24 protein-coding genes and 3 tRNA genes are annotated in these 26,344 nt (G+C 59.8%); 18 read left to right on the top strand and 9 right to left on the bottom strand.

Features of this window, described 5'->3' with window-relative positions; all coding sequences use genetic code 11:
* Positions 1–5: 5 nt before the first annotated feature.
* Positions 6–1,523, top strand: coding sequence for a nucleobase:cation symporter-2 family protein (locus BLU85_RS02330; protein WP_092197255.1), 1,518 nt, complete (start codon positions 6–8; stop codon positions 1,521–1,523).
* A gap of 78 nt (positions 1,524–1,601) precedes the next feature.
* Here BLU85_RS02330 and BLU85_RS02325 read toward each other — a convergent pair whose 3' ends face one another.
* Positions 1,602–1,955, bottom strand: a complete 354-nt coding sequence (locus BLU85_RS02325) for a hypothetical protein (RefSeq protein ID WP_092197252.1) — start codon at positions 1,953–1,955, stop codon at positions 1,602–1,604.
* Positions 1,956–2,215: 260 nt separating this feature from the next.
* On the opposite strand from BLU85_RS02325, the gene BLU85_RS02320 reads away from it, so the two are divergent.
* Positions 2,216–3,037 (top strand): shikimate 5-dehydrogenase, encoded by an 822-nt coding sequence (locus tag BLU85_RS02320; RefSeq protein ID WP_060738335.1) that lies wholly within the window; start codon positions 2,216–2,218, stop codon positions 3,035–3,037.
* Between the two features lie 6 nt (positions 3,038–3,043).
* On the opposite strand, the gene BLU85_RS02315 is transcribed toward BLU85_RS02320, so the two are convergent.
* Positions 3,044–3,691, bottom strand: coding sequence for a YceH family protein (locus BLU85_RS02315; protein ID WP_053120815.1), 648 nt, complete (start codon positions 3,689–3,691; stop codon positions 3,044–3,046).
* Positions 3,692–3,821: 130 nt separating this feature from the next.
* Between BLU85_RS02315 and BLU85_RS02310 the strand changes: the two genes are divergently transcribed.
* Positions 3,822–4,331 (top strand): DUF1993 domain-containing protein, encoded by a 510-nt coding sequence (locus BLU85_RS02310; RefSeq protein ID WP_092197249.1) that lies wholly within the window; start codon positions 3,822–3,824, stop codon positions 4,329–4,331.
* Positions 4,332–4,531: 200 nt separating this feature from the next.
* Here BLU85_RS02310 and sstT read toward each other — a convergent pair whose 3' ends face one another.
* Positions 4,532–5,764 (bottom strand): serine/threonine transporter SstT, encoded by a 1,233-nt coding sequence (sstT, locus tag BLU85_RS02305; RefSeq protein ID WP_092197246.1) that lies wholly within the window; start codon positions 5,762–5,764, stop codon positions 4,532–4,534.
* 281 nt (positions 5,765–6,045) lie between these two features.
* On the opposite strand from sstT, the gene BLU85_RS02300 reads away from it, so the two are divergent.
* Positions 6,046–7,206: an MFS transporter gene (locus tag BLU85_RS02300; RefSeq protein WP_072405360.1), complete on the top strand. Its 1,161-nt coding sequence runs from the start codon at positions 6,046–6,048 to the stop codon at positions 7,204–7,206.
* Here BLU85_RS02300 and nhaR read toward each other — a convergent pair.
* Positions 7,203–8,099: a transcriptional activator NhaR gene (nhaR, locus tag BLU85_RS02295; protein WP_063322135.1), complete on the bottom strand. Its 897-nt coding sequence runs from the start codon at positions 8,097–8,099 to the stop codon at positions 7,203–7,205. The two genes, BLU85_RS02300 and nhaR, sit on opposite strands and share 4 nt — an antisense overlap.
* A gap of 139 nt (positions 8,100–8,238) precedes the next feature.
* Between nhaR and BLU85_RS02290 the strand changes: the two genes are divergently transcribed.
* Entirely contained in the window at positions 8,239–8,490 is a 252-nt protein-coding gene (locus BLU85_RS02290; protein WP_092197243.1) for a hypothetical protein, read from the top strand.
* A gap of 26 nt (positions 8,491–8,516) precedes the next feature.
* Positions 8,517–9,266, top strand: coding sequence for a TerC family protein (locus tag BLU85_RS02285; protein ID WP_092197240.1), 750 nt, complete (start codon positions 8,517–8,519; stop codon positions 9,264–9,266).
* Positions 9,267–9,345: 79 nt separating this feature from the next.
* Here BLU85_RS02285 and BLU85_RS31060 read toward each other — a convergent pair whose 3' ends face one another.
* Positions 9,346–9,510 (bottom strand): hypothetical protein, encoded by a 165-nt coding sequence (locus BLU85_RS31060; RefSeq protein ID WP_170847540.1) that lies wholly within the window; start codon positions 9,508–9,510, stop codon positions 9,346–9,348.
* A 224-nt stretch (positions 9,511–9,734) separates the two neighbouring features.
* Between BLU85_RS31060 and BLU85_RS02280 the strand changes: the two genes are divergently transcribed.
* The gene (locus tag BLU85_RS02280) at positions 9,735–10,412 is read left to right on the top strand and encodes a hypothetical protein (protein ID WP_092197237.1); all 678 of its coding nucleotides are present in this window, start codon (positions 9,735–9,737) and stop codon (positions 10,410–10,412) included.
* Positions 10,413–10,513: 101 nt separating this feature from the next.
* Positions 10,514–10,708, top strand: coding sequence for a DUF6021 family protein (locus BLU85_RS02275; RefSeq protein WP_092197234.1), 195 nt, complete (start codon positions 10,514–10,516; stop codon positions 10,706–10,708).
* A gap of 114 nt (positions 10,709–10,822) precedes the next feature.
* Here the strand turns inward: BLU85_RS02275 and pbpG are convergent, their stop codons facing one another.
* Positions 10,823–11,761, bottom strand: a complete 939-nt coding sequence (pbpG, locus tag BLU85_RS02270; protein WP_092197231.1) for a D-alanyl-D-alanine endopeptidase — start codon at positions 11,759–11,761, stop codon at positions 10,823–10,825.
* A 331-nt stretch (positions 11,762–12,092) separates the two neighbouring features.
* Positions 12,093–12,947 carry a bifunctional methylenetetrahydrofolate dehydrogenase/methenyltetrahydrofolate cyclohydrolase FolD gene (gene folD, locus BLU85_RS02265; RefSeq protein WP_003199858.1) on the bottom strand — a complete coding sequence of 285 codons (855 nt, stop codon included), beginning with the start codon at positions 12,945–12,947 and terminating at the stop codon, positions 12,093–12,095.
* A gap of 281 nt (positions 12,948–13,228) precedes the next feature.
* Between folD and BLU85_RS02260 the strand changes: the two genes are divergently transcribed.
* The 10 genes from BLU85_RS02260 to BLU85_RS02210 all read left to right on the top strand — a co-directional run bounded on the left by BLU85_RS02260 (position 13,229) and on the right by BLU85_RS02210 (position 23,718).
* Positions 13,229–13,305: transfer RNA gene (locus BLU85_RS02260), tRNA-Arg, on the top strand.
* A 41-nt stretch (positions 13,306–13,346) separates the two neighbouring features.
* Positions 13,347–13,422, top strand: a tRNA-His gene (locus BLU85_RS02255).
* 58 nt (positions 13,423–13,480) lie between these two features.
* A tRNA-Leu gene (locus BLU85_RS02250) sits at positions 13,481–13,565 on the top strand.
* A 423-nt stretch (positions 13,566–13,988) separates the two neighbouring features.
* Positions 13,989–15,299: a trigger factor gene (gene tig / locus BLU85_RS02245; protein ID WP_092197228.1), complete on the top strand. Its 1,311-nt coding sequence runs from the start codon at positions 13,989–13,991 to the stop codon at positions 15,297–15,299.
* A 93-nt stretch (positions 15,300–15,392) separates the two neighbouring features.
* Positions 15,393–16,034 carry an ATP-dependent Clp endopeptidase proteolytic subunit ClpP gene (gene clpP / locus BLU85_RS02240; protein ID WP_003183177.1) on the top strand — a complete coding sequence of 214 codons (642 nt, stop codon included), beginning with the start codon at positions 15,393–15,395 and terminating at the stop codon, positions 16,032–16,034.
* A gap of 107 nt (positions 16,035–16,141) precedes the next feature.
* Positions 16,142–17,425, top strand: coding sequence for an ATP-dependent Clp protease ATP-binding subunit ClpX (gene clpX, locus BLU85_RS02235; RefSeq protein WP_092197225.1), 1,284 nt, complete (start codon positions 16,142–16,144; stop codon positions 17,423–17,425).
* A gap of 161 nt (positions 17,426–17,586) precedes the next feature.
* Positions 17,587–19,983, top strand: coding sequence for an endopeptidase La (gene lon / locus BLU85_RS02230; RefSeq protein WP_014339302.1), 2,397 nt, complete (start codon positions 17,587–17,589; stop codon positions 19,981–19,983).
* A 150-nt stretch (positions 19,984–20,133) separates the two neighbouring features.
* Positions 20,134–20,406: an HU family DNA-binding protein gene (locus BLU85_RS02225; RefSeq protein ID WP_003183171.1), complete on the top strand. Its 273-nt coding sequence runs from the start codon at positions 20,134–20,136 to the stop codon at positions 20,404–20,406.
* A gap of 224 nt (positions 20,407–20,630) precedes the next feature.
* Positions 20,631–22,502 carry a SurA N-terminal domain-containing protein gene (locus tag BLU85_RS02215; protein WP_092197222.1) on the top strand — a complete coding sequence of 624 codons (1,872 nt, stop codon included), beginning with the start codon at positions 20,631–20,633 and terminating at the stop codon, positions 22,500–22,502.
* A gap of 340 nt (positions 22,503–22,842) precedes the next feature.
* Positions 22,843–23,718 (top strand): DUF2242 domain-containing protein, encoded by an 876-nt coding sequence (locus BLU85_RS02210; RefSeq protein WP_092197220.1) that lies wholly within the window; start codon positions 22,843–22,845, stop codon positions 23,716–23,718.
* A 279-nt stretch (positions 23,719–23,997) separates the two neighbouring features.
* Here the strand turns inward: BLU85_RS02210 and BLU85_RS02205 are convergent, their stop codons facing one another.
* Both BLU85_RS02205 and BLU85_RS02200 read right to left on the bottom strand, forming a co-directional pair.
* Positions 23,998–25,035, bottom strand: coding sequence for an AraC family transcriptional regulator (locus BLU85_RS02205; RefSeq protein WP_092197217.1), 1,038 nt, complete (start codon positions 25,033–25,035; stop codon positions 23,998–24,000).
* Positions 25,036–25,037: 2 nt separating this feature from the next.
* Positions 25,038–26,168, bottom strand: a complete 1,131-nt coding sequence (locus BLU85_RS02200) for a carbon-nitrogen hydrolase family protein (protein WP_092197775.1) — start codon at positions 26,166–26,168, stop codon at positions 25,038–25,040.
* Between the last annotated feature and the right edge of the window lie 176 nt (positions 26,169–26,344).

Raw genomic sequence — 26,344 nt, 5'->3', positions numbered from 1 at the left:
GAACCATGAAAACGCCCCATGTTTCACTCCCACGGCCCGAGGACGAAAATCTCGGCGTCGGCGCGAATATGGCTTACGGCCTGCAACATGTGTTGACCATGTACGGTGGCATTGTCGCCGTACCGTTGATCATCGGCCAGGCGGCCGGGCTTTCGCCGGCGGACATCGGCCTGTTGATTGCTGCGTCATTGTTCGCAGGGGGCCTGGCCACGTTGCTGCAGACCCTCGGCCTGCCGTTTTTCGGCTGCCAGTTGCCTTTGGTGCAGGGCGTATCGTTTTCGGGTGTCGCGACCATGGTGGCGATTGTCGGCAGCGGGGGAGAAGGGGGCTTTCAAGCCATCCTCGGCGCGGTGATCGCAGCGTCGCTGATCGGTCTGCTGATCACCCCGGTTTTTTCACGCATCACCCGGTTCTTTCCGCCACTGGTCACTGGTATTGTGATCACCACCATCGGCCTGACCCTGATGCCGGTGGCGGCGCGTTGGGCGATGGGCGGCAACAGCCACGCCGCCGATTTTGGCAGCATGGCGAACATTGGCCTGGCCGCAGTGACCTTGGTCCTGGTGCTGCTGTTGAGCAAAATGGGCAGCGCGACCATCTCCCGGTTGTCGATTCTGTTGGCGATGGTCATGGGGACGGTCATCGCGGTGTTCCTCGGCATGGCGGACTTTTCATCGGTCAGCCAAGGCCCGATGTTCGGCTTCCCGACACCGTTCCATTTCGGCATGCCGACGTTCCATATCGCCGCGATCCTGTCGATGTGCATTGTGATCATGGTGACCCTGGTGGAAACCTCTGCCGACATCCTGGCGGTGGGCGAGATCATCGACACCAAAGTCGACTCCAGGCGCCTGGGTAATGGCTTGCGGGCGGACATGCTATCGAGCATGATCGCGCCGATCTTCGGTTCCTTCACCCAGAGTGCCTTTGCCCAGAACGTCGGGCTGGTGGCCGTGACCGGAATCAAGAGCCGTTTCGTGGTGGCGACCGGTGGGGTGTTCCTGGTGGTGCTCGGCCTGTTGCCCTTCATGGGCAGGGTGATCGCCGCAGTGCCGACCTCGGTGCTGGGCGGTGCCGGTATCGTGCTGTTCGGCACGGTGGCTGCCAGCGGCATCCGAACGCTGTCGAAAGTCGATTACCGCAACAACGTCAACCTGATCATCGTCGCCACCTCCATCGGCTTCGGCATGATTCCTATTGCCGCGCCGAATTTCTACGACCATTTCCCGAGCTGGTTCGCGACCATCTTTCATTCGGGCATCAGTTCTTCGGCAATCATGGCGATCGTGCTGAACCTGGCGTTCAATCACTTCACCACGGGCAATTCCGACCAGCAGTCAGTCTTCGCCGCCGGTACCGAGCGGGTGCTGCGCTACCAGGACCTGGCGGCGCTACGCGAAGGCGACTATTTCAGTGACGGCAAGCTGCATGATTGTGATGGCAACGAGATTCCCGTGGTGGAACCTGTCCACGAGCCGGCGGAGCATGGGCCGATCCGGCTGAAAAGCAGCGAGCACGTCTGACAAATCCGGTTTATCCAGCAGACATGAAAAAGCCTGTGATCAATGATCACAGGCTTTTTTGTGCTGCCCGGGAGCCGCTTACCAGCGGCCGTAATGACCCCGGGGTGGGCCATAGTAGTAGCCCCGTGGTGGCCCGTAATACACTGGCGCCGGGCGATAGTAGATAGGCTGTTCTACGTACACCGGCTGCGGCTGGTAGTACACCGGCGGTGGTGGCTGCACATAGACCGGCTGCGGTTGGTAGTAGACCGGTTGTTGCTGCACATACACCGGCCGATCACGGTTGATGATGGCTGAGCCAACGATGGCCGAACCGACGATGGCACCAAAAACGGCGGGCCCCTCCCAACCACCACGACCGTGGGCGGATGCCTGGCCGGTGACCGCGAGTGCCCCCATGAGCAGGGCGATGATGGGAAGTCTACGATTCATGGCTGTTCCTCGTTTCGGCCCCGGCGCCTGTGGTCTGCAACAGACCCGATGAGGGTCGCGGGGATACTTGCTATGACAGCGATTTTCTCAGGATTTGCGACGCCGTTGGGTAAATATTGTGTAAGGTCTGTAGCGCTTTTCTTTACCGCGCCGCGTCATCCAGCGGCCTGAGATCGGGCCGGGCCTGGCGGTATCATCATCGAATAAACTTTTGGCGACGGTGCTTCCGTCTGTCCGAAAGTGAATGCAAGGAGACACGCATGCAGATCAATCCCAACAAAGACACCCAACTGTGCATGTCGCTCTCGGGGCGTCCCGGAAACTTCGGCCTGCGCTTTCATAATCATTTGTATGAACAATTGGGGCTGAATTTCTACTACAAGGCGTTCAGCAGCCAGGACCTGCCTGGGGCGGTGGGCGGTATCCGCGCGCTGGGCATTCGCGGCTGCGGCGTGTCGATGCCGTTCAAGGAAGCCTGCATCGCCCTGGTGGACGAGTTGGATCCTTCCGCCGCCGCGATCCAGTCGATCAACACGATCGTCAACACCAACGGCCATCTGAAGGCCTACAACACGGACTACATCGCCATCGCCCAATTGCTGCAAAGCCATGCCGTGCCCCAGGATTCGACCTTTGCCCTGCGCGGCAGCGGTGGTATGGCCAAGGCTGTGGCCAGTGCCTTGCGCGATGGGGGCTACAGGAACGGGCTGATCGTTGCCCGCAATGAAGCCACCGGGCGAGCCCTGGCCGAGTCCCTGGGGTATGAATGGCAAGCGGAACTGGGCGCCCGGCGGCCGCAGATGCTGATCAACGTCACGCCGATCGGCATGACCGGTGGCCCGGAAGCCGATCAGTTGGCGTTTGAACCCGAGACCATCGCCGCGGCCGAGACCGTGTTCGATGTGGTGGCGATCCCGTCGGAAACGCCGCTGATCGTACGCGCCCGGGCCGAGGGCAAACGGGTCATCACCGGGTTGGAAGTCATTGCGATCCAGGCCCTGGAGCAGTTCGTGCTGTACACCGGTGTGCGGCCCAATCTGGAGCAATTCGAAAAAGCCGTGGCCTTCGCCCGGTCAGCGTAGGCGCTGCTACTCCAGCCGCGCCAGGCGTTCTTCCAGTGCCGCGATCCGCGCTTCGAGCTCCTCGATGCGTTCCAGCGAGACACCGCCGCCGGCGCCACGCTCCACCGGGTGCTGGCGGGCGGCGAGAATCGCTTCGATGTCCGCCGGGTCGCCCATGGCGTGCACATAGCGGTCTTCGCGCTGGCCGGCCTGGCGTGGCACCAGCAACGCCAGGCCGCGGGCGATCAGACGTTCGAGCTGGTGCACCACTTGTTCGGCGTCTTCGAAGTCGTGCATCCGTCCGCTGCGGGTCAACAGCTCATTGACCGTTTGCGGGCCACGTAGGAACAGCAGGCCCATCAGGACCACTTGGGCCGGTACCAGCTCCAGGGCTTTGTCGACCCGATGCTCCCAGCGGTCGGCGCGGCTGCCCATCACCAGCTTGGTGAAACCGCGACCTTCCAGCGCCCGCAGGCTCTGGCCGACCTGGCCCGGGTTGAGGTTCATCACCGGTTCGCGGCTGGTTTTCTGGTTGCAGGCCAGTACCAGGGCGTTGAGGGTCAGCGGGTAGGTCTCGGGGTTGGTGGCCTGTTTCTCGACCAGCGCGCCGAGGATGCGGATTTCCGTGCTATTGAGCCGTGGTTCTTCAGCCTGCTGTTGTTCTTCGATGCTCATCGCGCGTTCCCTATGCTGTGGAAGCCGCCTAGCCTAATCCTTGCGCAATAAAAGACAAGCCGTGCAACAAGGCGTGGCTATAATCGCAGCCGTTTGATCCATTCTTTCCTGCCACCTGCATGAGATTGCCATGACTATTTCCCTGTACGCCGCTTCCGTCCCGGTTTTCAAGCAGATGCTCAACGCGTTGAGCGATGTTCTGAACAAGGCCGAAGCCCACGCCACCGCGAAGAACATCGACCCGAACGCTTTCCTGCAAGCCCGCCTGTACCCGGACATGTTCCCGCTGGTGCGCCAAGTGCAGATCGCGGTGGACTTCGCCAAGGGTGTGTCCGCCCGCCTGGCCGAGGTCGAGGTGCCGAAGTATGAGGACAGCGAGACCACTTTCGCCGAGCTGCAAGCCCTGATCGCCAAGGTCTTGGCCTTTATCGACGGCATCAGCCCTGCGCAGATCGATGGCAAGGAAAGCATCGAAATCGTTACCCGCCCGGGCACGCCGAAGGAGAAGCGCTTCAGCGGCCAGAATTATCTGCTGACCTACGGCCTGCCGCAGTTCTTCTTCCACGTCACCACCACTTATGCGTTGCTGCGCCACAATGGCGTGGAAGTGGGCAAGCGCGACTACATGGGCGCGTTCTAACCCCGCAGGCATGAAAAAGCCCGGGACGGTGTGGGCCGTTCCCGGGCTTTTTTGTGGCTGTCTGTTACATCCTCGGCGCCACTATCGCGAGCAAGCTCGCTCCCACAAGGAATGTGTGGCGTAGCGGCTATTGCATCAGCGCCGCTGCCCCTGTGGGAGCGAGCTTGCTCGCGATGACAAGCGCACAGCCACGGCAATTGTCACGCCGTACGCGCGAGCTTCTCTTCCTCACCCAGGCACGCCGCCGCCGTGAACAGGACGTCCGTCGACGAGTTCAACGCCGTCTCCGCCGAGTCCTGCAGGACACCGATGATGAAGCCCACCGCGACCACTTGCATGGCGATCTCACTGGGAATGCCGAACAGGCTGCACGCCAGGGGAATCAGCAACAGCGAACCGCCGGCGACCCCGGATGCACCGCACGCACAAATGGCGGCGACCACGCTCAGCAGCACGGCGGTTGGCACGTCCACCGCAATATCCAAGGTGTGCACGGCCGCCAGGGTCAGTACGGTGATGGTGATGGCGGCGCCGGCCATGTTGATGGTCGCGCCCAGGGGGATCGATACCGAGTAGGTGTCTTGGTGCAGGCCCAGGCGTTTGCTCAGTTCCAGGTTCACCGGAATATTCGCTGCCGAGCTGCGCGTGAAAAACGCTGTGATACCACTTTCGCGCAGGCAGGTGAACACCAGTGGGTAAGGGTTGCGACGCAGTTTCCAGAACACGATGAGCGGATTGATCACCAACGCCACGAACAGCATGCAACCGATCAACACCGTGAGCAGGTGCAAGTAGCCGAGCAGGGCGCCGAAGCCGGATGTGGCCAGGGTCGAGGCCACCAGCCCGAAGATCCCCAGCGGGGCGAAGCGGATGACCAGGCGCACGATCACGGTCACGCCGTTGGACAGGTCTTCGAGCACGGTACGCGTGGTCTGGCCCGCATGGCGAATGGCGATGCCCATGCCGATGGCCCAGGCCAGGATGCCGATGAAGTTACCGTCCATCAGCGCCCGGACCGGGTTATCCACCACGCTCAGCAGCAGGCTTTGCAGCACCTCGCTGATGCCACCGGGCGCCGTGACCGCGACGTCTTGGGTCGACAGCACCAGGCTGGACGGAAACAGGGTACTTGCAAACACGGCGACCACCGCTGCGGCGAAGGTGCCCAGCAGGTAGAGGAACAGGATGGGGCGGATATGGGTTTCCTGGCCGTGTTTGTGGTTGGCGATGGACGCCATGACCAGCACGAACACCAGTATCGGCGCCACGGCCTTGAGCGCGGACACGAAGACTTTGCCGATGAATGCGGTGGATTTCGCCAGGTCGGGCGCCAGCCATGCCAGGACAATACCGGCGATCAGGCCAATGATGATTTGCGCCACCAGGCTGGTGCGTTTGAGGCGTTGCAAAGGGGTAGCGGACGAAGCTGTCATAGCGGCATCTCTGATTTTATTGTGTTCAACGGTCGACGAATCAGGGCAACAAGCGGGCAGGCCACATGAGCGGACCGAGAGAAAGTACGGCATTTGCAGGCCGCGGACTTTATCACAGCCGATGAAAAATCTGACGGACCTGTGGCAGTCCGTCACCCTTATCCGGGCCATGCCAAGCGTTTGTATGAAGCGCGCATTCTGTTAGGCTTTGCCGCTCTCACTTTCTTTCCGCCAGCGGGCCCTCGGGCTAACGCTGGTGTCGTCGTTTGCTGGAGTTCTGCATGCTTTTACCCATTTTCCTGTTGTCGGCCGCCGGTTTTACCGTGCTGACCACGGAATTCGTCATCGTTGGCCTGTTACCGTCCATTGCCCGCGACCTGCACGTCACCATTCCCCAGGCTGGGCTGCTGGTGACATTGTTCGCGTTTACGGTGGCGGCGTTCGGGCCATTCCTGACGGCCTGGTTCGCTCGCTTCGAGCGGCGCAAGCTATTTATCAGCGTGCTGGTGATGTTCGGCCTGGCCAACCTGCTGGCCACCTTCGCCCCCAACATCTGGGTGATGGCCATTGCCCGGTTGATCCCGGCCCTGGGCCTGCCGGTGTTCTGGGCGCTGGCCAGTGAAACGGCGGTGGACATTGTCGGGCCGCAGCTGGCCGGGCGGGCCATCGCCCGGATCGGCTTCGGCATCGTCTGCGCCACGGTGTTCGGCATTCCAGTGGGCACGCTGATTGCCGATGCGTTTGGCTGGCGCAGCGCGTTTGCGATCCTGGCGGTCATTGCCTTCGCCAAGGCCTTGTTGCTGTTTATCTATTTGCCGAAAACCAATTTGCACCAGCATCAGGTGAGCTTTCGCTCCCAATTGAAGATCCTGCGCAGCCCACTGATGCAGGGGCACGTGCTGTTGTCGATCCTGGTGTTCAGCGGCATGTTCACCGCCTACACCTATCTGGCGGATATCCTCGAGCGCCTCGCCGGATTCGATGGCACCCTGGTGGGCTGGTGCCTGATGGGCTTTGGTGCAGTCGGGCTACTGGGCAATTCCCTGGGCGGCCGTGCGGTGGACCGGCATCCGTTGATTGCGTCGATGGTGTTCTGCCTGTTCCTGATCGGCGGCATGGTGGCGTTGGTGCCGAGCATTCATTCGCCCCTCGCGCTGGCGGCGGCGATGGGCATCTGGGGCGTGACCCAGGCCGCGTTGTTCCTGGTCAGCCATGTGCGGCTGATGAAGGCGGCCCCGCAGGCCCCGGCGTTTGCCGCCTCGTTGAACATCGCCGGGGCCAACCTGGGGATTGGCCTGGGAGCGATGGTCGGTGGCCGAGTCATCGATAACCTGGGCCTGGGCAGTGTCGGCTTCGCGGCAGCCGGGTTCATCTTTGTATCGATTCTGCTGGCGTTGCTGCTGATGACCGTCAAGCCCCGCGCGACTTGCATGGATGGCTAAGCGCTGAACAACTCGCGACGCGCACCTTCGGCAATCGCGACGATGCCGGGGTGGCTGACCTTGCGTTCCACGGAAATGGCGTAGAAGGATTCACTTACCGCATCGGTCTGGCCGATCACTTCTACGCCGTACTGGCGCTTGACCTCTTCGGCGATCACGCTCGGGCCGATGAAAATCCCGCTGCCGGATTGACCGAAGGCCTGCATCAGCGCGCTGTCGTCGAATTCACCGACAATGCGCGGCTGGATCTGTTGTTCGGCGAACCAGCGTTGCAAGCGGCTGCGCACCACGGTTTCCGGCCCGGGAATCAGCAGCGGAGCGTCATGCAGGCCATGGGGGAAATCCTGCCCGTAGCGTTCGGCCAGCGCGGCGGTGGCGAAAAAACTGATCCCGCATTCCCCCAGTTTCTGGCTGTAACCCTTGATGTCCAGGTGAGTCGGCATCGGGCTGTCGGAAATCACCAGGTCCAGGCGCTGGATCGCCAGGTCCGCCAGTAGCCGTTCGAGCTTGTCCTCGCGGCAGGTGATGCGCAGCGGCTCGCTCAACTCCATGGTCGGCGCCAGCAGTCGATAGACGATGGATTTAGGCACCACATCCGCCACCCCGACCCGGAACAGGGTTTGCTGTTCGTTGGGCTGGGCCCGCAGCATCAGTTCCAACTCACCGCCCAACTGGAACATGTGTTCGGCGTAGGGGAGCGTCTGGCGGCCGGCTTCGGTCAGTTCCAACTGCCGCCCGACACGACGAAACAGTTTGATGTTATAGGTCTGCTCGAACAGGGAAATCTGACCGCTGATGGTCTGTGGCGTCAGGTTCAACTGCTCGCACGCGCGCACGATGCTGCCGGTTTTCGCCACCACCCAGAAGTAATGCAGTTGTCGATAATTGAGCATGGGATCACATTGCTTCGTAAAAACCGAAGTATAACCGCTGAAAATACGAATTTTCCTGAAGTATTCGCGTCTCTAGAATGCGTCGCCATGGGTGGGTCACTTTCGTGCTCCTTTCATTCTCCCAAGAGGCATTGATTCCATGACATACAAATCCCTGGGGCTGGCAGCCCTGTTGGTGATGTCCGTAACGACACTGGCGGGTTGTGAACAGGCTGAAAAAAGTGCCCAGCAACTGATGGGACAGGCAGCGGAAACCGCCAAGCAGGCCATCGACGACACCCACAAGGCCGCCGAACAGGCGATCAGCGAAGCCACCGGTGGCTTGATCAGCCCGAAGAAAGCGCCGGCGGACGAAGCTGACGAAACACAAACCCCTACCAAAACCATCTAACGCGTCACATCAGTCAGGACTGACCCATGGATTATCTTTTACAGCTCGCCGCCAGCCCCACCGCGTGGATTGCCCTGGCGACTCTGGTCGTGATGGAAATCGTGCTAGGCATCGATAACCTGATCTTCATTTCGATTCTGACCAACAAGCTGCCCGTACAGCATCGTGCCAAGGCACGGCGGATTGGTATCGGCATGGCGCTGATCCTGCGCCTGGGCTTGTTGAGCACCATTGCCTTCATTGTGCAGTTGACCGAACCGGTCATCGAAATCCTGGGCCAGGCGTTCTCCTGGAAAGACATGATCCTGATCGCCGGTGGCCTGTTCCTGCTGTGGAAAGCGACCACTGAAATCCACCACAGCATGGACCCGGCGCCAAATGATCCCAAGTCGCAGACGTCCGGCGTGACCCTGGGCTTTGCCGCGGCCATCGGTCAGATCCTGATGTTGGACCTGGTGTTCTCCATCGACAGCATCATCACCGCCGTGGGCATGACCGAGCATCTGCCGATCATGATCATCGCCGTCGTTGTATCGGTGCTGGTGATGCTGTTGGCGGCTGAGCCGCTCGCCAAGTTCATCAATGACAACCCGACCGTGGTCATGCTGGCCCTGGGCTTCCTGATCATGATCGGCATGACGCTGATCGCCGAAGGCTTCGGTGCCCATGTACCGAAAGGCTATATCTATGCGGCCATGGCGTTCTCGGCGGCGATCGAGGTGTTGAATATGTTGTCCCGTCGGGCCAAGGAAAAGGCACTGGCCAACAACGCCTGATTCCAGGCAGGCAGAAGCCACCCGGGGCCAGGCCCGGGTGGCTTTTTTATTTGAGCGCTATGGGTTTGAACGTGAAAGGTCAGTGTGCGGCGGCGTGGCGCCGGGCAGGTCTGGCAGATTTTTCCGATGGCGCAGGTGGCGCATGATGATGGCGCCGAGCGATTCGAAGCACTCCCCACAGCATGGCCGTGGCTACGCTCAGCCAGCCGAATATCAGCATCAGGATTGTCGTCGTCAGGCTCATTTGTGCCTCCTTCTATCCCCGGTTCGGGATATCGTACCCAGTACAATGGACAGTCTAGTCGCTCAAGTGTTGCAGCTAATCGATCCATGGCGCTGGGGTTCGGATCGGTTCGTTCTATTGCCGCTGTAAAACGATGCTTATGGCTATACCCAGGGCTGTGCGCACCTTATGATCGTCGACCCAAGCCCGGCCCGGATGCCGGGTGCCTGAACAAGAGAGTCGTCATGTCGCCGGTCATTCCATCGTTTCGATCACTGGTACTGGCGGTGTCCTGCCTCGTCGCCCTGGCGGGTTGCGCGGGCAGCGTATCGCCGCAAATCCAGCGCCTGCCCGAGCGGGTGGAGCTCAATAGCGTGCCGTTCTACCGTGGCGAAATGTACCAGGGGGCTCCGCAGTCCCTGGCCGCCTTGCTGACGTTGCAAGGCACTGTCATCACCCCGGGGCTGCTGGAAAAACCATTGCACCTGCCCGGTGGCGAAGCCGGTTTGCAGCAGAATATGCCCACCCTGGCGCGGGAGTACGGGTTGCTGGTGTATCCCCTGGACGCCAAGCTGTCTGCGCTGTTGGAGCAGGTCGCGGCGGGCTATCCGGTGCTGGTGCGCTATATCGACGGTTCGGCGTTCTGGGCCGCGCCTCGGTATGGGATTCTCGCCGGCTACAACCGCCAGAAGCAGACGGTGTTGCTGCGTGCAGGCATGAACCGGCGGCAGTTGATGAGCTTCAGTGCCTTCGAGTCGGCCTTCCAGAGCGCGGGCGGCTGGGCGGTGCTGGTCCAGCGACCCACGCAGCTTCCCGCCAATGTCGACGCGCAGCGTTGGCTGAAAGCAGCGGCTGATCTGGGTGGGGCAGGGCAGGAGCAAGCCGCGGCGCGGGCCACCAAGGCCCTGGGCGCTGCGCATTGATCGATTGCCCCGTTCGTCACTTGTCGGGCACGACCCGGCGGGCTTGAGGCTCTTATCGTCAGGGTTGGGGATTTTTCCGACCGTGATTGGAGGAGGCACGCATGGCACAGTCGAAAACACCTACGGGGCCACATTCATCAGAGCATTCCAGCGCTGATGACCTGGGATTCGATCCGGACTCGCCGGACCTTGAAGATCCTCAGGTCGACCCGGTAGGGCCGGCCAAGGCGCCCCTGGACAAGGAGAATGAGCGCAAGCCCAAGCCCTATGATCCGCTGGGTGACTTGAAGCCATAAATAACCTGTGGGAGCAAAGCTTGCTCGCGATGGTGGCAGACCAGTCAGCGGCATTGTCGACTGGCTTATCCCTATCGCGAGCAGGCTTTGCTCCCACAGTTTTGTGCCGTTGGGTTATTTGGAGGCTTCCACCACGCCACTCTGGCGGCTCTTGAGATTCTTGGCGGCCTTGTATTGCAGGGCCACGGCGGGCACGGCGGCGCTTTTTCCGGTTTCCACCCAGCTACGAATCCGGCTGGCATCGGCGAAGTGCGTGTATTTGCCAAAGGCGTCGAGGATCACCAGCGCCATCGGGCGATTGCCCATTTTCGTCACCAGCACCAGGCAGTGACCGGCCTGGTTGGTGAAGCCGGTCTTGGTCAACTGGATATCCCAGTTGGCCTTGTGGACCAGGTGGTCGGTGTTGCGAAATCCCAGGCTGTACACAGGCTTGCGGAAGGTAACGGTTTTTTCCTTGGTCGTACTCAGTTCGCTCAGCAGTGGGTACTTGCGAGCGGCGATCAACAGCTTGGTCAGGTCCCGGGCGGTGGAGACGTTGTTGATCGACAGGCCTGTGGGTTCGACGTAATGGGTGCTGGTCATGCCCAGTGCCTTGGCCTTGGCGTTCATGGCGGCAATGAATGCCGCATAGCCGCCCGGATAGTGGTGGGCGAGGCTGGCGGCGGCGCGGTTTTCCGAAGACATCAGGGCGATCAGCAGTACGTCCCGGCGCGACAGTTCGCTGTTGAGCTTGACCCGGGAAAACACGCCCTTCATCTCTGGAGTGTTGGCAATAGTGATGGAAATGTATTCATCCAGGTTCTGTTTGGCGTCCAGCACAATCAGGCCGGTCATCAACTTGGTCACCGACGCGATGGGCACCACCACGTCCGGGTTGCTCGAATAGACGACTTTATCCGTCTGCAGGTCCAACAGCATCGCGCTGCCCGAGGCCACTTGCAGCTTGGCTGAATCCCGAGGGGCCGCGGTGGTTTCCTGTGCAACGGCATTGTGCGTGATGAAGGGGCCTGTGAAAGCGATGAACAGGCTGATGATCGAAAGACGGATTTTCACGCGAGTAGACTCGATGGAGTTGAAGGTGCCGTTGAGCAACGACTTTTAAAGAAAACGTCGCATTTTAGGAGTATGGGCGATAGCAGCGCTATATGCCTGTAACGCCAAGGCTTGTGAATAAATAAAGTTTAATGAAGGGCGATTCTGGCGAATCGAATCTGAAAATTTTGTAGTTTGCGCGACCGACATACCTGGCGGCTGAGTCCGGGCCCGGAAACGCCTGTGGGAGCGAGCTGGCTCGCGGTGGCAGTGTGTCAGTCAACTTGGATGTTGGCCGGTCCACCGCCATCGCGAGCAAGCTCGCTCCCACAGGTCTTTGTTGGCGCGTCGATCAGCTATGCAGGGTCTCGGCCGCGTACAACGTGTTTTCCAGCAGGCAGGCACGGGTCATCGGGCCTACGCCGCCGGGTACCGGGGTGATCCAGCCAGCACGGGGCAGGGCGGTCTCGTAGACCACGTCGCCCACCAGCTTGCCGTCTTCCTGTCGATTGATGCCCACGTCGATGACGATGGCGCCTTCCTTGATCCACTCGCCCTTCACCAGCCCGGGTTTGCCGGCGGCCACCACCACCAGGTCGGCACGGCCGACATGGCCGGCCAGGTCCTTGGTGAAGCGATGGGTCACGGTCACGGTGCAGCCGGCCAGCAGCAACTCCATGGCCATCGGACGGCCGACGATGTTGGACGCCCCCACCACCACGGCATCGAGGCCATACAGGTCCACGCCAGTGCTTTCCAGCAGGGTCATGATGCCTTTGGGGGTGCAGGGACGAAGCAGTGGGATGCGTTGGGCCAGGCGGCCGACATTATAAGGATGGAAACCGTCGACATCTTTGTCCGGGCGGATACGCTCCAGCAGTTTGGAGGCGTCGAGGTGTTCAGGCAGCGGCAACTGGAGTAGAACACCGTCGATGTTCGGGTCGTCGTTCAGGCGGTCGATCAGATCGGCCAACGCTTGCTGGGTGGTTTCGGAAGGCAGGTCGTAGGCCTGGGAAAGGAAGCCGACCTCTTCACAGTCTTTACGCTTGTGCGAGACATAAACCTGAGAGGCAGGATCGCTGCCGACCAGGATCACCGCAAGGCCGGGCGTGCGCAGACCTTGCTGGCGGCGCTCGGTGACTCGTTGGGCGATCTGCTGGCGCAGGCTGGCGGCGATCGATTTGCCGTCGATAAGTTGTGCAGTCATTGCGCGTGGTTAACCATCGAGAGGGGAAAAAAAGAGAACGCATTCTCGCATGCCGGGGCGTGAGGGCAAAGGCGCTTGGTCTGCAAATTCCCCTAACCCCTTTAATTAAATGAATTTTTTTTAAAAAAGAGTTGACGACCTATCAGGCCGTCTATAACATTCGTCGCACTTGTCGGGCACAGCCTAGCACTGGTTAAGAAGGTGGAGCGGAGTTGGTTGTTTCAACTCGGCAAAACTGAAAGCACTTAGTTTGTAATCGTCCAAGAATACAGATTAAAAAGGCGCCCGTAGCTCAGCTGGATAGAGCATCCGCCTTCTAAGCGGATGGTCGCAGGTTCGAGTCCTGCCGGGTGCGCCAATTAGGCAGCTTTGGCACAAGTAAGGCAACAAGGCAATATGGTGGGCGTAGCTCAGTTGGTAGAGCACGGGATTGTGACTCCCGTTGTCGTGGGTTCGATCCCCATCGTCCACCCCATATTCTAGAAAGGCGCCAGATCTAACAATCTGGCGCCTTTGCTTTAAAAGCTTGATACGCGGATGTGGTGGAATTGGTAGACACACTGGATTTAGGTTCCAGCGCCGCAAGGTGTGAGAGTTCGAGTCTCTCCGTCCGCACCATACAAGTGGCTATTTAAATAGCAGAAAACGGCGCAGTACCTGAAAGGGGCTGCGCCGTTTTTGTTTTTGGTGGTTCTGTGTTTGGCGTCGTTGCTGTTTTTGCGGTTGTGCGCAGTGGTCGGCTTGTCGCGAATGTGTTTCGTGATGATGCACGGTATGCCCGTTGGTCTCCTTGTGGGGGCGGGGCACTGTGCGACCGGACAAGTCGCTTCTATATATAGAAGCGCTGGCGCAGAGCCTTGGACTGAATCGACTGTATTTGCAATCCGGCTGGGGCATGACTGTTTGCCCCAGCCTAAATCCGGCGCCTGTTTCCAGCGCGTTTTCAGTAGGGTGACTTCTTGAGTTTGACCTACTAGAATGCATGCCCTTGATTCTGGGGTCGGAAACGCCCGGCCAACGTCTGTGCAACGAGGAATATCCATGCAAGTTTCTGTTGAAAATACTTCTGCTCTTGAGCGCCGCATGAGCATCACCGTGCCGGCTGAGCGCATCGAGACTCAGGTCAACAAGCGTCTGCAGCAGACTGCCCAAAAGGCCAAAATCCCAGGTTTCCGCCCAGGCAAAGTGCCAATGAGCGTGATCCGTCAGCGTTACGAAGCTGATGCGCGTCAGGAAGCCGTGGGCGACGTGATCCAGTCTTCGTTCTACGAAGCGGTCGTCGAGCAGAAGCTGAACCCCGCCGGTGCGCCGTCCGTCGAGCCTAAAGTGCTGGAAAAAGGCAAGGACCTGGAATTCGTCGCCACGTTCGAAGTGTTCCCGGAGTTCACGGTTGCCGGTTTCGAGTCCATCGCTGTCGAGCGCCTGAGCGCTGACGTGTCGGATGCCGACCTGGACAAGATGCTGGACATCCTGCGCAAGCAGAACACCCGTTTCGAAGTGACCGAGCGTGCTGCCCAGAACGAAGACCAACTGAACATCGACTTCGTCGGCAAGGTCGACGGAGAAGAGTTCGCGGGTGGTTCCGCCAAGGCCACCCAGCTGGTGCTGGGCTCCGGTCGCATGATTCCTGGTTTCGAAGACGGCCTGGTTGGCGCCAAGGCCGGTGAAGAGCGCGTTCTGAACGTGACCTTCCCCGAGGATTACCAGAACCTGGACCTGGCTGGCAAAGCCGCCGAGTTCACCGTGATCGTCAACAGCGTTTCCGAGCCGAAGCTGCCTGAGCTGAACGAAGAGTTCTTCGCCCAGTTCGGCATCAAGGAAACCGGTCTGGAAGGTTTCCGCGCCGAAGTTCGCAAGAACATGGAGCGCGAGCTGCGCCAGGCCATCAAGTCCAAGGTCAAGAACCAGGTCATGGACGGTCTGCTGGCCTCCAACCCGATCGAAGTGCCAAAGGCCCTGCTGGACAACGAAGTGAACCGTCTGCGGGTGCAGGCTGTTCAGCAGTTCGGCGGCAACATCAAGCCGGACCAACTGCCGGCGGAGCTGTTCGAAGAGCAGGCCAAGCGCCGCGTCGTGCTGGGCCTGATCGTTGCCGAAGTGGTCAAGCAGTTCGAGCTCAAGCCTGACGAAGCCCGCGTTCGTGAGCTGATCCAGGAAATGGCCTCGGCCTATCAAGAGCCTGAGCAAGTCGTGTCCTGGTACTACAAGAACGACCAGCAACTGAACGAAGTCCGTTCGGTTGTGCTGGAAGAACAAGTTGTGGATACTGTTCTGCAGAAAGCTAGCGTGACCGATAAAGCGGTCTCTTACGAAGAAGCGGTCAAGCCGGTGGAAGCTCCACAAGCCGATTGATGGTTCTGCGGTAAGAAATAAACACCCATAAGCCAGCCTTCGTGCTGGCTTATGCGTATTCAAGACATAACTATTTGGGAGTGACTGCGAGACATGTCCCGCAATTCTTTTTATCAGCAGAGCTCTGACATCCAGGCCGCAGGCGGCCTGGTCCCGATGGTTATCGAGCAGTCCGCCCGCGGCGAACGTGCCTATGACATCTACTCGCGTCTGCTCAAGGAACGCGTCATCTTCCTGATCGGCCCCGTTGAAGACTACATGGCCAACCTGGTCGCGGCGCAGCTGTTGTTCCTTGAAGCGGAAAACCCGGACAAGGATATCCATCTGTACATCAACTCACCGGGCGGTTCGGTGACTGCGGGCATGTCGATCTACGACACCATGCAGTTCATCAAGCCAGACGTCTCCACCATCTGCATCGGTCAGGCCTGCAGCATGGGTGCCTTCCTGCTCGCCGGCGGCGCAGCGGGCAAGCGTCACTGCCTGCCTAACTCGCGGATGATGATTCACCAGCCATTGGGCGGCTTCCAGGGCCAGGCGTCGGATATCGACATCCATGCCAAGGAAATCCTCCACATTCGTTCGCGCCTGAACTCGTTGCTGGCCCATCACACCGGCCAGAGCCTCGAAACCATTGAGCGCGATACCGAGCGTGACAACTTCATGAGCGCCGAGCGTGCAGCCGAATACGGCCTGATCGACTCTGTGATCAACAAGCGTCAAATGCCTGCCTAAGCCGCTCAAAATGCAGGTGGTTGGGATGACCGGCCGCCGGCGGGCTTGAAAAAGCCCGCAATTGCCTTCATCTTGTGTTGCAAGCCTATCGGATTTGGATCGATCGAATGACTGACACCCGCAACGGCGAGGACAACGGCAAACTGCTTTATTGCTCCTTCTGTGGCAAAAGCCAGCATGAAGTGCGCAAATTGATTGCCGGCCCCTCGGTCTTCATTTGCGACGAGTGCGTCGACCTGTGCAATGACATCATCCGCGAGGAGGTGCAGGAAGCCCAGGCCGAGAGCAGCGCGCATAAATTGCCTTCGCCTAAAGAAATCAGCGGCATCCTTGATCAGTATGTGATTGGTCAGGAGCGTGCGAAAAAGGTACTGGCCGTAGCGGTGTACAACCACTACAAGCGCCTGAACCAGCGTGACAAAAAGAATGACGAGGTCGAACTCGGCAAGAGCAACATCCTGCTGATCGGCCCGACAGGCTCGGGTAAGACCCTGCTTGCCGAAACCCTGGCTCGTTTGCTGAACGTTCCGTTCACCATCGCCGACGCAACCACCCTCACCGAGGCGGGTTATGTAGGTGAAGACGTCGAGAACATCATTCAGAAGTTGTTGCAGAAGTGCGACTACGATGTGGAAAAAGCCCAGATGGGTATTGTCTACATCGATGAAATCGACAAGATTTCCCGCAAGTCCGACAACCCGTCCATCACCCGGGATGTTTCCGGTGAGGGCGTGCAGCAGGCCTTGCTCAAGTTGATCGAAGGCACGGTCGCTTCCGTTCCACCCCAAGGTGGTCGCAAGCATCCGCAGCAGGAATTCCTGCAGGTCGACACCCGTAACATCCTGTTCATCTGCGGTGGTGCGTTCTCCGGCCTGGAAAAGGTTATTCAAAACCGTTCCACCCGTGGTGGTATCGGCTTCAATGCCGAAGTACGCAGCAAGGAAGAGGGCAAGAAGGTCGGTGAGTCCCTGCGTGAAGTCGAACCTGACGATTTGGTCAAGTTCGGTCTGATCCCAGAATTCGTCGGTCGTCTGCCCGTCCTGGCGACGTTGGATGAGTTGGATGAAGCGGCGTTGATGCAGATTCTGACCGAGCCGAAAAACGCCCTGACCAAGCAGTATGCCAAGCTGTTCGAAATGGAAGGTGTAGACCTGGAATTCCGTTCCGACGCGCTGAAATCGGTCGCCAAACGTGCCCTGGAGCGTAAGACCGGTGCCCGTGGGCTGCGCTCGATTCTCGAAGGCGTATTGCTCGACACGATGTATGAGATCCCCTCGCAGTCCGAGGTGAGTAAAGTCGTGATCGATGAAAGCGTTATAGAAGGCAAGTCCAAACCATTGTATATCTACGAAAACAGTGAGAAGACTGCCAAGGCCGCACCGGACGCGTAAGCGTTCCGCTGCCGGAACAAAGAAGGGGCCTTCGGGCCCCTTTGCTTTTAGCGCGTTTTAGACGTGTCTTAGCGCTTGTTTTTTTTCAAGGCTGCCCCCATCTTGGTTTCAAGCTTACTTCCATCTGTTTCCGGCCCTAGGGCCGCCGTAGAGGCGAAATCATGAAGACAACCATCGAATTGCCTCTCCTGCCATTGCGCGATGTCGTGGTGTATCCGCACATGGTTATCCCGCTGTTCGTGGGGCGCGAGAAGTCCATCGAAGCCCTCGAGGCTGCGATGACGGGCGACAAGCAGATTCTTCTGCTGGCTCAGAGAAATCCAGCCGACGATGATCCCGGCGAAGACGCACTGTATCGCGTAGGTACGATTGCAACGGTTCTGCAATTGCTCAAGTTGCCCGACGGTACCGTCAAGGTCCTGGTCGAAGGCGAGCAGCGCGGGACTGTCGAACGTTTCAGCGAGGTGGACGGTCATTGCCGTGCCGAGGTGTCGCTGATCGAAGAAGTCGATGCGCCCGAGCGTGAATCAGAGGTGTTTGTCCGCAGCCTGCTGTCACAGTTCGAACAATACGTGCAACTGGGCAAGAAGGTGCCTGCAGAGGTCCTGTCGTCGCTCAACAGCATCGACGAGCCTGGGCGGCTGGTCGATACGATGGCGGCCCACATGGCCCTCAAGATCGAGCAAAAGCAGGAAATTCTCGAGATCATCGACCTGTCGGCCCGTGTCGAGCACGTGTTGGCATTGCTCGACGGCGAGATCGATCTGTTGCAGGTCGAGAAACGCATTCGCGGTCGCGTCAAGAAGCAGATGGAGCGCAGCCAGCGCGAGTACTACCTGAATGAGCAGATGAAGGCCATTCAGAAAGAGCTGGGCGATGGCGACGAAGGTCACAACGAAATCGAAGAGCTGAAAAAGCGCATCGATGCCGCCGGCTTGCCCAAGGATGCCTTGGCCAAGGCTCAGGCCGAGTTGAACAAGCTCAAGCAAATGTCGCCGATGTCTGCCGAAGCCACCGTGGTGCGTTCCTACATCGACTGGCTGGTCCAGGTGCCGTGGAAAGCCCAGAGCAAGGTGCGTCTGGACCTGGCGCGCGCCGAAGACATCCTCGACGCCGATCATTACGGTCTGGAAGAGGTCAAGGAACGCATCCTTGAGTATCTCGCCGTACAGAAGCGCGTGAAAAAGATTCGCGGCCCGGTCCTGTGCCTGGTCGGCCCTCCCGGGGTCGGTAAAACCTCCCTCGCGGAGTCGATTGCCCACGCGACCAACCGCAAATTCGTACGCATGGCCCTGGGTGGCGTGCGCGACGAGGCGGAAATTCGTGGTCATCGCCGGACCTACATCGGTTCGATGCCAGGAAGATTGATTCAAAAAATGACAAAGGTCGGCGTGCGCAACCCGCTGTTCCTTTTGGACGAAATCGACAAGATGGGCAGCGATATGCGCGGCGATCCCGCCTCTGCGTTGCTCGAAGTGCTCGATCCTGAGCAGAATCACAACTTCAACGATCACTACCTCGAGGTCGACTACGACCTGTCGGACGTGATGTTCCTCTGCACCTCCAACTCCATGAACATTCCGCCGGCATTGCTGGACCGGATGGAGGTGATCCGTCTACCGGGCTACACCGAGGACGAGAAGATCAACATCGCCGTGAAGTACCTTTCGCCCAAGCAGATCCAGGCCAATGGCCTGAAAAAGGGCGAGCTGGAATTCGACGAGGAAGCGATTCGCGACATCATCCGCTACTACACCCGCGAAGCCGGCGTGCGTGGCCTGGAGCGGCAGATTGCCAAGGTCTGCCGCAAGGCGGTCAAGGAACATGCGCTGGAAAAACGTTTCGCGGTCAAGGTCACTGCGGACCTGCTGGAGCACTTCCTGGGTGTGCGCAAGTTCCGCTACGGCCTGGCCGAGCAGCAGGACCAGATCGGCCAGGTGACTGGCCTGGCGTGGACTCAGGTCGGTGGCGAGTTGCTGACCATCGAAGCGGCCGTGGTACCGGGCAAGGGGCAACTGATCAAGACCGGTTCCCTGGGCGACGTGATGGTCGAGTCGATCACCGCGGCGCTGACGGTGGTGCGCAGTCGTGCCCGAAGCCTGGGCATTCCCCTGGACTTCCATGAGAAGCGCGACACCCACATCCACATGCCTGAAGGGGCTACGCCCAAGGACGGCCCAAGCGCCGGCGTAGGCATGTGCACGGCCCTGGTCTCGGCATTGACCGGCATCCCGGTGCGCGCCGACGTCGCCATGACGGGTGAAATCACGCTGCGCGGCCAGGTTCTGGCGATTGGTGGCCTGAAGGAAAAACTGCTGGCGGCGCACCGTGGCGGGATCAAGATCGTGATCATTCCCGAAGAGAATGTCCGCGATCTGAAGGAAATTCCTGACAACATTAAGCAAGATCTTCAGATCAAACCGGTTAAATGGATTGACGAGGTCCTGCAAATTGCGCTGCAATACGCGCCGGAGCCCTTGCCGGATGTGGCTCCGGAGATTGTCGCGAAGGAAGAAAAGCGGGAGTCTGACTCTAAGGAAAGAATTAGCACGCATTAACACGCATTTGCCTGGGGGGCCTTCCTTGACAGTTTTTTAGAGCCCTTGTTATAAAGCGGCTCTTAAGTGTCTGCAGGCCATTCAGCACTCGTTTTTGCTTTCACCAAAAAAAACTTAGAATCATCTCAAATAGATATAAGGGGACTTAGAGTGAACAAGTCGGAACTGATTGATGCTATCGCTGCATCCGCTGATATCCCGAAAGCTGCTGCTGGCCGTGCGCTGGACGCTGTAATCGAATCCGTCACTGGCGCTCTCAAGGCTGGCGACTCCGTTGTTCTGGTTGGTTTCGGCACCTTCTCCGTGACTGATCGCCCAGCTCGTACCGGTCGCAACCCGCAGACCGGCAAGACGCTGGAGATTCCTGCTGCCAAGAAGCCAGGTTTCAAAGCTGGTAAAGCACTGAAAGAAGCCGTTAACTAAGGTTTCGTTGAGTTTATCCGGGTCGGGGTCATGCCTGGCTTGGCAGCGGAGCGGTAATGCGACCGGTTGCTACCGGTTTGTGACGCCAGGGCTTGCAGGTTCGAGCCCGGTCCGCTCCGCCAGTTACGAGAAGGCGCATCCTCGGATGCGCCTTTCTTCTATCCGGATTCTACCCACGCTCCACGGTTGCCTAAATTTGAAGTTCAACCGTTTCTGGGGGACGCATGCTGCAGAATATCAGGGACAATTCACAAGGCTGGATTGCCAAGACCATCATCGGGGTCATCGTCGCATTGATGGCGTTGACCGGTTTCGATGCCATTTTCAAAGCCACTACCAACAGTAACGACGCGGCCAAGGTCAACGGCGAAAATATCAGCCAGAACGAGCTGAGCCAGGCGGTCGACATGCAACGTCGCCAGCTCATGCAACAGCTGGGCAAGGATTTCGATGCCTCCCTGCTGGACGAAAAAATGCTGCGCGATTCGGCGCTCAAGGGCCTGATCGACCGCAAGTTGTTGCTGCAAGGCGCACACGATGCGAAATTCGCTTTCTCGGAAGCTGCGCTCGATCAAGTCATCCTGCAAACGCCTGAGTTCCAGGTCGATGGCAAATTCAGCCCCGAGCGTTTCGATCAGGTGATCCGCCAGTTGGGTTACAGCCGTATGCAATTCCGCCAGATGCTGGCCCAGGAAATGCTGATCGGTCAGTTGCGCGCCGGCCTGGCGGGCAGCGGTTTTGTCACCGATGCCCAAGTGTTGGCATTCGCCCGCCTGGAAAAGCAGACCCGTGATTTCGCCACCTTGAACATCAAGGCCGATCCTGCGTCGGTGAAGCTGACCGATGATGAGGTCAAGGCTTACTACGACCAACACGCCAAGGAATTCATGACGCCTGACCAGGTGGTCATCGATTACCTCGAGCTGAAGAAAGCCTCTTTCTTCGATCAGGTCAGCGTCAAGGACGAAGACCTGCAAGCGGCCTATCAGAAAGAAATCGCCAACCTGTCCGAGCAGCGTCGCGCTGCGCACATCCTGATCGAAGTGAACGACAAGGTGACCGAAGCCCAGGCCAAGGCGAAGATCGAAGAGATCCAGGCTCGCCTGGCCAAAGGCGAATCGTTTGAAGCCCTGGCGAAGGAGTTTTCCCAGGACCCGGGGTCGGCGAGCAACGGCGGCGATCTCGGCTATGCCGGCCCAGGCGTCTACGATCCGGAATTCGAAAAGGCCTTGTACGCCTTGGGCAAGGACCAGGTCTCGGCACCGGTCCGCACCGATTTCGGTCTGCACCTGATCAAGCTGCTGGGTGTCGAAGCGCCCGAAGTGCCGACCTTCGCCAGTCTCAAGGACAAGCTGACTCGCGAGCTGAAGACTCAGCAGGTGGAGCAGCGTTTCGTGGAGGCGACCAAGCAACTGGAGGATGCCTCGTTCGAAGCGTCCGACCTGGCGCAGCCGGCTCAGGACTTGAAGCTGACCGTCCACACATCGGCCCCGTTCGGTCGTGAAGGCGGTGAAGGGATTGCGGCCAATCGCGCCGTGGTCACTGCGGCGTTCAGCCCGGAAGTGCTGGATGAAGGTGCCAACAGCACCGCCATCGAGCTGGACCCGGAAACCGTCGTGGTACTGCGTGCCAAGGAGCACCGCAAGCCAGAGCAACTGCCGCTGGACAAGGTGGCCGGGCCCATTCGTGCTCAATTGGCCAAGGAACACGCCAGCGCAGCGGCCAAGACCCGCGCCGACGAGCTGATCGCCAGCCTGCGTGACGGCAAGACGGCACTGGACAAACCGGTTGACGGCCAAGGCTGGAAAGCCATCGAGGCGGCCACCCGCAACCAGGAAGGCATCGACCCGGCGGTGCTGCAAGCACTGTTCCGCATGCCCAAGCCTGAGTCCAAGGACAAGCCGACGTTCAGCAGTGTGACCTTGCCTGACGGCAGCCTGGTGGTTGTGCGTCTAAATGGCGTGAACGAAGCGGCGGCACCTACTGACGAAGAGAAAGCGGAATATCGTCGCTACCTTGCGTCCCGTGTGGGTCAGCAGGACTTCGCGGCCTATCGCAAGCAGTTGGAGAGTCAGGCGGATATCAAGCGTTTCTAATCGCTTGATGCTTCTCCAGAGCTGGCTGTGATGCTGCTCACTTGAAAAGACGGCGCTTCTTCAGAAATGGGAAGCGCCGTTTTTTTGGGTTTTTTTCGGGGCGGGTGGGGTATATCCATGTCTCGGTAACAGCTCAAGTGACGGTATCAGGCCAAAATGCCAGGGTTTTTGTATCTGCCTGTTGCCCAAAAGTGGGTGTTCGTCGATCTGCCGACTTGGCGTCTTTTTCCTGCAAACAACCCCCAGTAGACTTGTAACCCCATTGAAACAAGATTAGCCACGCTGCCAGGTCGCGTTCTGTTGCACAATACGCCCCGGACCGTTTTTCTCAGGATGTTCAATGTTCAAATCATTTCACATGCGCACCGTCGGGCTTGCATTGGTGCTGGCCGCCGCAGCCGGTTGCTCGTCGAAGAAAGCCGCCATCTACGAGCACGAGAACTTCGACGATTCCGGCACGTTCTCGCGCACTTATCCAGTGAGCGACGCGGCGACCTGCGAGGCCGGGCGCCGGGCGTTGCTCAGCCAGGGCTACATCATCACCAGCAGCGATCCGAAGCTCGTCAGTGGCCACAAGAGTTTCCAGCAGACCGGCGAGACCCATATGGAGATCAGTTTCAACCTGGTCTGTGCCGAGGACGGCGGTGCCGGACACCGTGCGACCATGTTCGCCAACGCCTTGCAGGACCGTTATGCCCTGAAGAAAACCAACAACTCCGCCAGCCTGGGTGTGGGCGTGCTGGGTTCGGTGTCGATGCCGATCGGCTCTTCGGACGATTCGATGGTCAAGGTCGCCAGCGAAACCGTGTCGGCGGCCAAGTTCTATGAGCGTTTCTTTGCCTTGGTGGAGCTGTTCCTGCCCCCCGAAGCGAAGAAAGCTGCCGAGAAGGCTGAGAATGCCGATAAGCCAAAAACCGAGCTGGGTGTCCCGGAAACCAAGGCTGAACCGGCCGCCTTGATGCCGGCTCCGGCTCCGGCTCCAGTTGCAGCGCCTGCGTCGGCACCTGCAACCGCGCCGGTAAACGAGGCCGCGCCGGCCCCCGTCGAAACCGCCCCTGCGGTGTCGGAGCCCGTCGTACCGCCGAGCGAGCCAGCGCCGATTGCGCCTGAGTCGTTCGAGTCTGCGCCGACGACGGAAACCGTGACACCGCCACCACCACCGTCCAGTTCATTGCCGGCCCCGAGCGAGCCGATCCAGCCGCTTCCGGCTTCCTGAGGTCCCCGTGACTGGGTGTTACGCCCTGTCACACTTCACGCGGTAATTTCCCGACCCTGTGCTACGTTTAATTCATGAAGCCTTTGCTTCATGTTTTGTTCATAAAGCAGCTTTATGCTGATGCCAGCGCCATCAGGCATTGGATTCAATGACAGGGGAAGGACACGTAATGGACGATTATCAGGAAGAGCTGCTGGAATACCAGGCCTATGAACTGGACCCGCTGGAACCCGCCGAAGATGCGACGGAGTTGTAAGAGAGCAAGCTAGCGCTTGAAGCTCAACGCCCTCTGTGACTACGACGAAATTCCCCGGGCGTCTGGTCGTTCCAGCGCTTGAAGGCTCGTTGAAAGGCCTCGGCTGAGGCAAACCCCAACAAGTAGGCGATTTCGCCGAACGCCAGTTCGGTATCGCGTATGTAGGTCATGGCCAAGTCGCGGCGGGTGTCGTTGAGGATGGCGCGAAATTGCGTGCCTTCCTCGGCCAGCTTGCGCCGCAGGGTCCAGGTCGGCAGTTTCAGGCGGGCCGCCACTTCTTCCAGGTCGGGTTCCCGGCCCCCGCTGAGCAACGGTCCCAGCAGTTGAATGATGCGCTCACGCAGGCTGCGGGTGCGGGTCAGTTGTTCCAATTCCCGTTCACACAATTGAACCATATGGTGCCAGGTGCTGGGGCAATGCTGTGGGTTGCGTTGGGCGAGGCTGTCCAGGCCCAGTCGCAGTTGATTCTGTTCGGCGCCAAACTGGATCGGGCAGTCACCGAGCGTGCGGTAAGCCTCCAGGTACGCCGGTTCCTCGAATTCGATGTCGATGCGTTCGGGCCGCAGCGCGATGCCGCTGACGCTGGACAGTTGGGCCAGCCAGCCGGCGATGATCGAATCCACGACGAAGCGGTTGTAGGCGTTATACGGGCTGATGGAATAGAACCGTAGCCAAGCGCCGCGGGCATCCTCATGAAAACTCGATTGGCCGCGATAGTTGGAACCATACAACGGCTCGAAACGGATCATGCAGCGGGCCGCCTCGCGCACGGTCGGCGCCTGGGCAGCGGTAACGCCCGCCAGCCCGGCTTGGCTCAAGCGCCCGAGTTGGCCCATGCGCAGGCCCAGGGCCGGGTCCTGGGTCTGTTGAATCGCGGCGTGGCCCAGGCGCATGTAGCGTGGGATCGACAGGCGTGCGCCGGGCTCGGCCAGGCGCGCGGCATCGAGGCCGTACTGCTCCAGCAAGGGCTTTGGGTCTTGCCCATGGCTGGCAATTGCGTCAGCCAGGCTGTGGACGAAGCCTACTGACAGGTCCCCCAGGCGCATCGGCTGCGGTTTCATGGTCACAACCACAGGTTAAGCAGGCGAGCGCCATGGGCTTCGCCATCGGGGAAGTGCTGGCCGTTGTGGCTGATGAAACTCTGGCCGGCGCTGCCGCTGTCCCAGAACTGGCCACGCAGGAATACGCTGACACCGCCCCGGGCCTGGCTGATGGGCAATTGGCCGGTCAGTGTCAGGCGATGCCAGGCTTGCCCCTCGCTTACTTCACCGGGCTTGAGGCTCACTTCGCTCGGTGTGGACAGGCCTTTATACCCGCTCCAGGGCTTGTCCCAGGCGCCGCGACCGATGACGAAGGCGGGCACCGCGATCAGTTGCGCGCCCTGTTCGTTGAGCTGCCGGTAGTGGAGCGGGTACCAGCTGTCGCTGCCGATCAGTACGCCCAGGCGCCCGGCGGGGGTGTCTATGACGAGGGGGGGGGCCGGATGGTCGGCGCCCAGCACATCCCGCTGTTCGAATACCGGATGTCGTTGGCGTTGTGGCTGGCCGATCGGCCGGCCATCGCTGCTGAACACCAGGCTGCTGTTGTACAGGGCGCCGCGGCCAATCTTCAGCTCGCCGTCGCTGATGCTGGGCTCGGGCAGCACGATGGAGCCGGCCACCAGAGTGACGCCGAACTCCTTGGCCAGTCCGCCGAACAGCGCTTGATAGTCGCGGGCCATGCTATCGGCCTTCATGCGCAGGTAGGCATCCTCCAGGCGGTTATCGCCTTGAGCGCTGACGAGCGCCTGGATAAACGCCAGCGGATTGCTGACCGCCAGCCAGTGCATGGCTTTCTTCAGGGTGGTGGCCTGGTACAACTCGTCTTTTTCGCCACCGACCATCAGCCAGGTGCCGATGTGCTCGGGCAGGACCACCACGGTCTTGGCATTGAGAAAACCCTGGTCGCGAGCCGCCTGCAGGTAGGCCGCCAGTTTACGGTGCAGGCGCTCGGGGCTCTGGTAGTCGGTGGGGAACAGTTCGGGCTGGATGCCCAGCAGGTTGCCGCGGTCGGCGGGCGTGCCCTGGTCGACCGCCAGGTTGATACGCAGGTCTGACAGGTAATGACCCGCCGGACGATCGGTCGTCCACAGTGCGTAGGTGACCAGGGCGGCAATCAAGGCCAGTGAAAACAGCAGGTACAGAAATTTGCGCATGGGGGAACAGTCAGCGGCCGTGTGCAGGTTCATGATTTTTCATCAGGAGCTACGGGGCAGGGTACGGTAAAACAAGGGATTAGCGAAGGGCAGGCGCTGATTTGTACGCCCGGCAAGCACCTGCAGAAGGTGTCCAAGGAATTATCTGAACAGCATTGATGAGGTGCTGGGTGACC

This window comes from Pseudomonas sp. NFACC14 (genome assembly GCF_900106885.1).
In the GTDB taxonomy this organism is placed as follows: Bacteria; Pseudomonadota; Gammaproteobacteria; order Pseudomonadales; family Pseudomonadaceae; genus Aquipseudomonas; species Aquipseudomonas fluorescens_AA.
This window is presented reverse-complemented; position numbering and strand designations above follow the sequence as displayed.

Coding starts and splice junctions, on each gene's coding strand:
- BLU85_RS31060 (WP_170847540.1), bottom strand. CDS start 9,510: ATGAGCCTGACGACGACAATCCTGATGCTGATATTCGGCTGGCTGAGC.
- BLU85_RS02280 (WP_092197237.1), top strand. CDS start 9,735: ATGTCGCCGGTCATTCCATCGTTTCGATCACTGGTACTGGCGGTGTCC.
- BLU85_RS02205 (WP_092197217.1), bottom strand. CDS start 25,035: ATGAAACCGCAGCCGATGCGCCTGGGGGACCTGTCAGTAGGCTTCGTC.
- BLU85_RS02325 (WP_092197252.1), bottom strand. CDS start 1,955: ATGAATCGTAGACTTCCCATCATCGCCCTGCTCATGGGGGCACTCGCG.
- nhaR (WP_063322135.1), bottom strand. CDS start 8,099: ATGCTCAATTATCGACAACTGCATTACTTCTGGGTGGTGGCGAAAACC.
- BLU85_RS02300 (WP_072405360.1), top strand. CDS start 6,046: ATGCTTTTACCCATTTTCCTGTTGTCGGCCGCCGGTTTTACCGTGCTG.
- BLU85_RS02215 (WP_092197222.1), top strand. CDS start 20,631: ATGCTGCAGAATATCAGGGACAATTCACAAGGCTGGATTGCCAAGACC.
- BLU85_RS02200 (WP_092197775.1), bottom strand. CDS start 26,168: ATGCGCAAATTTCTGTACCTGCTGTTTTCACTGGCCTTGATTGCCGCC.
- folD (WP_003199858.1), bottom strand. CDS start 12,947: ATGACTGCACAACTTATCGACGGCAAATCGATCGCCGCCAGCCTGCGC.
- tig (WP_092197228.1), top strand. CDS start 13,989: ATGCAAGTTTCTGTTGAAAATACTTCTGCTCTTGAGCGCCGCATGAGC.
- clpP (WP_003183177.1), top strand. CDS start 15,393: ATGTCCCGCAATTCTTTTTATCAGCAGAGCTCTGACATCCAGGCCGCA.
- BLU85_RS02330 (WP_092197255.1), top strand. CDS start 6: ATGAAAACGCCCCATGTTTCACTCCCACGGCCCGAGGACGAAAATCTC.
- BLU85_RS02320 (WP_060738335.1), top strand. CDS start 2,216: ATGCAGATCAATCCCAACAAAGACACCCAACTGTGCATGTCGCTCTCG.
- clpX (WP_092197225.1), top strand. CDS start 16,142: ATGACTGACACCCGCAACGGCGAGGACAACGGCAAACTGCTTTATTGC.
- BLU85_RS02315 (WP_053120815.1), bottom strand. CDS start 3,691: ATGAGCATCGAAGAACAACAGCAGGCTGAAGAACCACGGCTCAATAGC.
- lon (WP_014339302.1), top strand. CDS start 17,587: ATGAAGACAACCATCGAATTGCCTCTCCTGCCATTGCGCGATGTCGTG.
- BLU85_RS02290 (WP_092197243.1), top strand. CDS start 8,239: ATGACATACAAATCCCTGGGGCTGGCAGCCCTGTTGGTGATGTCCGTA.
- sstT (WP_092197246.1), bottom strand. CDS start 5,764: ATGACAGCTTCGTCCGCTACCCCTTTGCAACGCCTCAAACGCACCAGC.
- BLU85_RS02285 (WP_092197240.1), top strand. CDS start 8,517: ATGGATTATCTTTTACAGCTCGCCGCCAGCCCCACCGCGTGGATTGCC.
- BLU85_RS02275 (WP_092197234.1), top strand. CDS start 10,514: ATGGCACAGTCGAAAACACCTACGGGGCCACATTCATCAGAGCATTCC.
- BLU85_RS02210 (WP_092197220.1), top strand. CDS start 22,843: ATGTTCAAATCATTTCACATGCGCACCGTCGGGCTTGCATTGGTGCTG.
- BLU85_RS02310 (WP_092197249.1), top strand. CDS start 3,822: ATGACTATTTCCCTGTACGCCGCTTCCGTCCCGGTTTTCAAGCAGATG.